The organism is Rhodoluna sp., from assembly GCF_049276775.1.
In the GTDB taxonomy this organism is placed as follows: domain Bacteria; phylum Actinomycetota; class Actinomycetes; order Actinomycetales; family Microbacteriaceae; genus Rhodoluna.
In genome coordinates, this window is the sequence record NZ_JBASXC010000066.1 from 1 (window position 1) to 7,430 (window position 7,430).

A 7,430-nucleotide genomic window follows, 5' to 3' on the forward strand; every position below is an offset into this window, starting at 1 on the left:
GAGTTCACAGCAGCAGAAAAGCCGCGTTGGTTGGGGTAAAGGGTTTGTCCAACCCCGGTTGCCCAACCGTTTCCGGGGGCGTGGAGGTTTAGACCCATCTCGTGCAGGATCTCGTGGAGCCAGTGACCGTAGGCGTACTTTCTCTTTAACGAAAGTGGTTGTTTCTGGTCACTGGAGTGGTAATACCCCGGTGCCCAGAACAAAGCTTCGGGATTTCCCTGGTAGCTTTTTTCGTTGCTTCCCATGCGCAGTGTGAAACGAATTTCGTTTCTGCGGTCTTTTTGTTCTACCCCTGGAGCCTTGTATAGATCGGCCCACTGCACGAAGGTTGCATCGAAGTTATCCGGGCGCATACCTTCTGGCATGCCAGCCAAAATCAGGTTAGCTAGCTCCCCGTCGTCCTTGGGTCTATCGAGGGCTTTGACCGGTAGCTCGACCCAGTAGTCCACGTAGCTGACGTTGAACGTAAGTTTCCCCTGAGACCAAAACTTCGCCCACTGTTCGAGTTTTTTGATCTGTGGTTCTAGGTAATCGGCTGGTTGCTTCACGTACTTCGGCGTATCTTCAAAGGCAACCATGACAAACAGCCAGTTGAGCTCTCCCTTGGTTGGGACAGTTTGCTCGACGAGCGGGAAGCCGGAGGGGCCTCCCCAGGGGATTCCATTGACGGTATGACCCCTTGCCTCGCCTTGATAGGCAACAGGTCTTTGGTCTGGAACTTTACAAAAAGCAGCTGGTTGTGGCGATTGGGTCTGACTCCAGAGCTTCACCGGTTCGCTTGGCTCTGCTTGGCTGGTGGTTGGCTCTTCTTCGGAGGAGTTAATTGATTCAACAGACTCCTCTTGGGGTTCAGAAGAGGCTTCGGGTTGGTCGGATGATTGCGACTGAATCTCTGAGGAGTTGTTAGTTGAAGCAATCGGAGTGCATCCCGAGATCACAAGAGGGATTGTGAGTAGAAGCGGGAGCCATCTCTTCATGGGATTACCCTACTTTATCTCCGCAAACAGCTTCAAGGAAGCTCGCGGTGCAAGGTAATCAGGAGCTAGCAACTTCTTCTTTCACTGGCTGCCTCAACCACCTAACCAAAGCCCCAACGCTCACCAACACCAACACAGCCATCAACACCTGGGTTGAAAGGATGATGCTTGGGTATTGGAAGTTCCATTCAAATTCTGATGTGTGTCTTGAGTAGATTCCATAAAAAGCCCACACCAGTACAAGAGAGTATGCAGGGGAAGAGTTCACAAGCGCTGTTGCTGTTCCAATCAGGGTTGCAACGATCAGTATCGCTACAGTGATGCTTTCAGCCGATAGCCCAAGAAAGCCGTCTTGGTATCCGAGTTGGACAAAAAATGAGCTGATGTTGGCGACTGTTGCAACCGTGACCCAGCCGAAGTAAATGGCGAATGGGAGCCGAACGAAGAGTGTTTGCTCGATGGTGCTGCGCTTTCTGGTTGTTGCCTGGTTGATCATAAAGAGACATACAAGCAGCCCTATCAAGATAAGGGCTGCTAGGCCAATCAGCTCCAGGCGCCAGGCAATGATCCAGGATCCGTTGAATACGTTGGCGGCAATGAACCAGGGGGTGATCTTTTGGATTATCTCGTTGTCTTGAAATAACTGGGTGAAAGTATAGACAGTGAGGCCTAGGTAGATAAGGCCCCAGATCCCGAAGGTGAAATCAATCGGTGCAAATAAGGTGGTGTATTTATCTGATACTTGGCCAACCGATAGCCCACTCAAGGGAAGGGCTGTTGCCACAGCGTTCATCACCAGCACGAAGCCAAAGCTTGCTAAAGCAAGGATTCGGGCTGGTAAGTGCTTGGCCATACCTTCGAGTCAACCACAGCCAGACCCTTTAGGACCTAAAACCTCAAGGAAAAGAGCTCTTTACGTATGTTTGATCCTTTGCTAGCTTTTTACCTAATCGTCTGGGGTGCCCACCTCAAGGGTCCTTCCTCTCGATAGCTAAATGGCTAGTAGAGGAGGACAAATTGAAACATACCTATTTAGTTGCTTTATCTTCAGCAGTATTGCTTGCCGGGGTTAGTTTGACCCCGGCTTACGCCGCGAACACTGCGTGTTCGCTCGGTGGACTCTTCACGGTCTCTGGAACCGCAGTTGCCTCAAACTTGAATTGTGAAGGGGAGGCTGTAATCCCCTCTAATGTCACAACAATCGATCTCAGTGCTTTTGAATCTGCGTCTTTCCTTACAACCGTGACCTTTGCTTCCGATTCATCTCTGACTACGATCCGCGCTCAAGCCTTTGCAGCCACCGGAATCACCTCCTTCACAATTCCTTCTGGGGTGACAACCATTGGCACTCAAGCATTCGCCGATAGCTCCGCTCTTACCAGCGTGACCTTTCGAGGTATGACAGCGCCAAGCGCTGTCTCAGAGGATGCCTTCACCAGGATCGGGGCTAGTCCCAAGCTCTACCTTGAAGATGGCGCAACAGGCTTTGGATCTGTTGGTGACACCTGGAAGGGTTTGATGATTGCAACAGGTGGAACGATTGTCACACCGGATCCAGAGCCAGACCCAACTCCTGATCCGGCGCCGGTTAGCTATTCCCCGGCTCCGGCTCCTACTCCCCCGGCTGCCATTCCAACCCCCAGCATCACCAAATCTTTCTCCCTCGATTCTGCCTTCTTAGCCAAGCAACAGAAAAAGGTTCTTCGGACCCTTATCGGCGAGGTTGGAGCAGGGGGGAGCTTTGAGGTTGTTGCAGGTTTTGCGCGATCTGTGGGGGTGACAAAAAAGCAAGCCAGAGCTCTGGCCATGGCTCAGGCCAAAGCGTTAAAGAAGTATCTGGTGAAGCGTGGAGTCAAAAAGCGTGATGTGAAGATAAAGCTCAAGCTCTATAAGCTCGGGGCAAGCCAAGACAGCATCCCTGAGACCTTGGTATTGGGCTCCAAAGCCAAATCTTCCGCATTGCCTTGAGCAAACTACAGTCTTGGAATTTCAAGGCTTGAATTACAAAACGAATTACAAATTTGATCTAAAGCTTCAAGCTCTAGGCGAGGTTTGTTAGCTCTTCAGTTGGAAGGCAGATCCAACCCTCGACTAGAGCTCTTGCCTGCTGGTCGGTAGTTGGTTTGTGGTAGTTGCCCTGATGTATTGCTCTTGCAGCTAGGGCTGCAATCACGGCATCAAAGGCATCTCCTGATTCAATCATCAGCGCTTGATTAGCACCAAGTTCCAACCAAGGGGCTTGTCGGTTTAGCTCTTTTATTAGCTTTGCCCGTACCTCTTTATTGACTCGGTAGTTGGTGGTGTCAAAGGACCAGGTTCTAAGTGTTGCTCCGGGGTATACCTCGGCAAGCTTGCCAGCTCCTGAGCGGTCTACTTCGGTACCGGCTTGCTGGTATCTGGACAGTAGCCCTGCACATCTCATCGCGGTGAGACCTAACCTGTCGGTTGAGACCGATAGTGGCCAGCGGCCAGTTAGCTCTTTTATTACCCGGTCGGTTTCCCTAAAGGAAAGAGTTCTTCGAAAATCCATACCGCCGTCAATTGGGTTTTTATTTTTAGGGTCTTGGTTTTGGGCTATGAACTTGGCAAATTCGATGGGCCACCCAAATGCACAATCAATGCCGACTTTGTTGGCCTTGATTGTTTTATCTATCAGGGCCTGATCGTCTAAGCCTTGCTCGAGAAACACAAGCTCGGCTTTGTTGGCTTTGAACTCGATCAGCGCTAGAGCAGTTCCCTTGGGCTCTGCAGCTAGGTCTATCCCTGCAACTAACATGCTTAGAGCCTAACTTTTTGCTAGTTGCTAAAAGGGTGGGTTTCTAAGGTTAGAGGCTCTAGTTTCCGGGCGTACTATCGTTTCATGCCGTCAAACCCCAACCAACTAATAGAGCTCAAGATAGCCGGTCGCTACCGAATTCTGCCGGTGTGGGCTACCCAGCTTTCCTTTGAAGTAAGGCCTGGGCTGAAGTTTGACTCTCGAGCCTGGAAACTCTGGAAGCCTTCATTGTTGTTGCTCGAGGAGATCGCAAAGAAAGAAAAGCTGAAGGTTTCTTGGGTGAGGATTCATTCACACTTTGGCCTAAAGGGTGATATTCCCCACGCCATGGGCTGGTGGGACCATGAGCAAAAGGCCATGTTTCTTTGTCACTTTGACAAAGAAACACTTCTGCACGAGGTTGGCCACGCCCTAACCAGTGGATACCACGGTGACCCTTGGGCAAAAGCAACAGCAAGACTGTATAAGAAGTATCTGAAGGGCAAAAGCTACAAATCTGCCATGATCCAGCTAGCTCACTACCTGTCAGGTAGAAGGGTATACAAAGCCCTCTTTGGTGAGAGGGCTCCTAAAGCTCCGGAGCTCACCAGTATTTGGAAAGGCCTAAAGCCTAACTAGCGAAAGCTAGCTAGACCCCCGGCCTCTGGTTCTTTAGTCCCTGGTCCATCTTCGATCTTGCTGCCTGAACACCGGCTCGTTCCGAGACTTCAGGAACCCCAACCTGCCAGAAGGCTCCGCCTTCTGTGAAGTCTTTGGCTCGAACCTTGGTCACGATAACGGCAGTTCTGTCCGCGGCGCGGGCTTTGACCAACGCTTCGGAGAACTCTTCAAGGCTAGAAACCTCGAAGGTGACGGCGCCCATTGATTCAGCGTGAGCTTTGAAGTTCACTCTTATATCTTTTCCGGTTCCGGTGGAATCGGAAAGCATGTTGTTATAAGAGGCGCCTCCCTGGTTTACCTGGAGGCGCTCGATGACGGCATAGCCCTCATTGTCACAAACCACCAGAATCATTTTGTGTCCGGAGAGTAGAGATCCGTAGATGTCGGAGTTCATCATCAAATACGAACCGTCTCCGACCATGGAGTAAACCTCGCCTTTTTCTCTTGCCATGGTAGCTCCCCAGGCACCGGATATCTCGTACCCCATGCAGGAAAAGCCGTACTCGCAGTCAAAGGAGGCAACCGCCTTGCTCATCCAGTTGATGTTTAGCTCCCCCGGCAAACCTCCCGCTGCGGTCAAGACGTAGTCTTCAGCCGTTGCACTCTCGTGCACTAGGCCAACCAATTGGGCGTAGCTCGGTGGCCAAACACTATCGTCGGCTACTCGATTGTCAACAAAGGCCTGAAGCTCAGACCTATAGGACCTAGATTCTTTGGTCCAGGAACTCTCCGCTTTCCAACCTGATAGCTCGCGCTTTAGCTCCGTTAGAGCTTCCCTGGCGTCAGACACCAAAGGTATGGCCTGGTGCTTCACGGCATCAAAGCGAGCGGCGTTTATGCCGACAAACTTTGCGTCTTCGTGAAATAGAGTCCAGGAACCGGTTGTGAAATCCTCGAGTCTTGTTCCAACGGCCAAAACAAGATCTGCTTGAGAGACAACCTTGTTGGCAGCTTCTGCTCCGGTTACCCCGAGTGGTCCCGCGTAAGCCAGGTGGCTTGCAACCAGCGAGGATTTTCCAGCCACGGTTTCGACAACCGGAATTCCAAAGCTTTCGGCAAAATCAGCGAGTTCTTTTTCGGCGAGTGAGTAGTGAACTCCTCCGCCTGCGATAATCACCGGCTTTTTGGAGGCCTTGATTTGGGCAACCGCCCTAGCCAGCTGGCCAAGGTCGGGCCGCGGTCTGGCAATTTCACGAACCCGGGTTTCAAAAAATGACTCCGGGAAGTCATAAGCCTCGGCTGCAACATCCTGAGGTAAACCAATAAAGGCTGGGCCGCAGTCGGCTGGATCGAGCATTGTCGCTACCGCCTGCGGCAACGAGGATAGCACCTGGGCTGGGTGGATGATTCGGTCCCAGTATCTGGAAACGGAGCGAAACGAATCGTTCACGGTAATCGATGGAACGCCAAAGTGTTCCACCTGCTGCAATACCGGGTCCGGTAGGCGGGAGGTAAAGGTATCTCCCGCGATAAACAAAACCGGCAACCGGTTGGACATTGCAACTCCGGCCGCGGTCACCATGTTGGTAGCTCCCGGGCCAATCGAAGAAGTTGCAACCATGATTTGCTGGCGGCGCTTGGCTTTGGCAAAAGCCGCTGCAGCCAGGCCCATACCTTGCTCATTTTGGCCACGCCAAACCGGAAGAGCTTCCCTGTGCATTTCGAGCGAGTGACCGAGGCTTGTCACGTTTCCGTGGCCAAAGATTCCCATTACCCCCGGGAAAAGTGGAACCTCTTTACCGTCGACCACGATGCGCTGAGCGATCAGGTATCGAACGATTGCCTCGGCTGTTGTGATCTTTAAAGTTTTGATTGCCATCAGTTGCCGCCTCCTAAGTCGGTGACTTTCTCCCAGGCCTTGGAATCCCAAGAGTTTATAAGGGCCTGCTGGACACTAACAACATCAACGGCTTCTTTGAAGCTCGGTGAGAACTTGGTTCCAGTTGCCAGTGACTCCAGGAACGAGTAGTCCTCGATGGTAATAAAGTCCTCCAGGCCAATTGAGTTGGCCTGACCTGGAACAAAGTTGCCGTGGAATGGGAACCGGTCGCCCCCGTAGATGGTTTTGTATCCCGAGCTATTATCGTCGGTGAGCTCGTAATACTGCAACTCGTTGAGCTTTTCTAGATTCCAGGAGATTGCTCCCTTGGTTCCGTAGACCTCGAAGGCGTTTTGACTCTCGGGTCCGACCATGGTTCGAGACACCTCGAAGGTTCCGGTGGCACCGTTTTTGAACGTGCAGAGCATCGAGGCAAAGTCCTCGTTTTCAACTTCGCCCTTTGGATCTTCTGGTTTGCCGCGGCCGTAGTGGCTAGCGGCCCCGGTTGGGAGTGGCCTTAGAGGAATGGTGGTGTTTTTCATACCTATTACCTCGGTGATATCGCCAACTAGGTACTGAGCCATCGATACCGAGTGAGAGAGGATATCGCTTGTGACACCGTAGCCGGCCTGGTCCATCAAAAAGCGCCAAGTCAAAAGTCCCATCTCGTCGCTTCCATACATCGACAAGAACCTGCCTCGGTAGTGCGTGATTTCTCCGATAGCTCCAGAGTCGATGAGGTTCTTGGCGTGAATTACAAGCGGTGCCCAAATGTAGTTGTAGCCAACACCGGTTGCAACACCGGCTTTTTTGGCAGCCTGCAGAGCGGCGACGGTTTGCTCGGGCTTTCCGCCGATTGGCTTTTCGCTGAAGACGGCCTTGCCGGCGGCGCAAGCCGCCTCAATCATTGGAACGTGCAGCATGTTTGGAGCGGTGACCCAGACGGCATCGACGTCGTCCGAGTTAATTGCCTCGCGCCAGTCTTCAACCGCTCTTTCAAAGCCAAAATCAGATACCGCTCGATCTCTTCTGGCAGGCTCGGTGTCCGCGCAAACTACCAGCTTTGGGTCAAAGGAACGTTTTGGGAAAAGTGAGGGCATTCGAAGTACCGAGCGAGAGTGAGCCTCTCCCATCCAGCCCAAACCAAGAACAGCGATACCGATGCGTTTGTTCATTTGCCTTATTTTCCTTTTTCTTT

General features: G+C 52.0%; 7 protein-coding genes. 2 read left to right on the forward strand and 5 right to left on the reverse strand.

What is annotated here, in order from left to right; translation table 11 throughout:
• A partial coding sequence (locus WAO31_RS04320; protein WP_509590662.1) for a hypothetical protein occupies window positions 1-977 on the reverse strand: 977 nt, incomplete at its 3' end.
• Window positions 978-1,035: 58 nt separating this feature from the next.
• On the reverse strand, window positions 1,036-1,830 hold the full coding sequence (locus tag WAO31_RS04325; RefSeq protein WP_509590664.1) for a TspO-related membrane protein: 795 nt from the start codon (window positions 1,828-1,830) through the stop codon (window positions 1,036-1,038).
• A 164-nt stretch (window positions 1,831-1,994) separates the two neighbouring features.
• On the opposite strand from WAO31_RS04325, the gene WAO31_RS04330 reads away from it, so the two are divergent.
• A complete protein-coding gene (locus WAO31_RS04330) occupies window positions 1,995-2,945 on the forward strand; it encodes a leucine-rich repeat protein (RefSeq protein ID WP_509590666.1) in 951 nt (316 codons plus the stop codon).
• Between the two features lie 73 nt (window positions 2,946-3,018).
• Here the strand turns inward: WAO31_RS04330 and WAO31_RS04335 are convergent, their stop codons facing one another.
• Window positions 3,019-3,753 (reverse strand): DUF429 domain-containing protein, encoded by a 735-nt coding sequence (locus WAO31_RS04335; RefSeq protein ID WP_509590668.1) that lies wholly within the window; start codon window positions 3,751-3,753, stop codon window positions 3,019-3,021.
• 84 nt (window positions 3,754-3,837) lie between these two features.
• On the opposite strand from WAO31_RS04335, the gene WAO31_RS04340 reads away from it, so the two are divergent.
• The gene (locus tag WAO31_RS04340; RefSeq protein ID WP_509590670.1) at window positions 3,838-4,371 is read left to right on the forward strand and encodes a hypothetical protein; all 534 of its coding nucleotides are present in this window, start codon (window positions 3,838-3,840) and stop codon (window positions 4,369-4,371) included.
• 10 nt (window positions 4,372-4,381) lie between these two features.
• Here the strand turns inward: WAO31_RS04340 and iolD are convergent, their stop codons facing one another.
• Both iolD and WAO31_RS04350 read right to left on the reverse strand, forming a co-directional pair.
• Complete coding sequence (gene iolD, locus WAO31_RS04345; RefSeq protein ID WP_509590672.1) at window positions 4,382-6,232, reverse strand: 3D-(3,5/4)-trihydroxycyclohexane-1,2-dione acylhydrolase (decyclizing); 1,851 nt, start codon at window positions 6,230-6,232, stop codon at window positions 4,382-4,384.
• Window positions 6,232-7,430, reverse strand: a 1,199-nt coding sequence (locus WAO31_RS04350; RefSeq protein WP_509590675.1) for a Gfo/Idh/MocA family protein, incomplete at its 5' end; no start/stop codon positions are given. The genes iolD and WAO31_RS04350, both read right to left, overlap by 1 nt.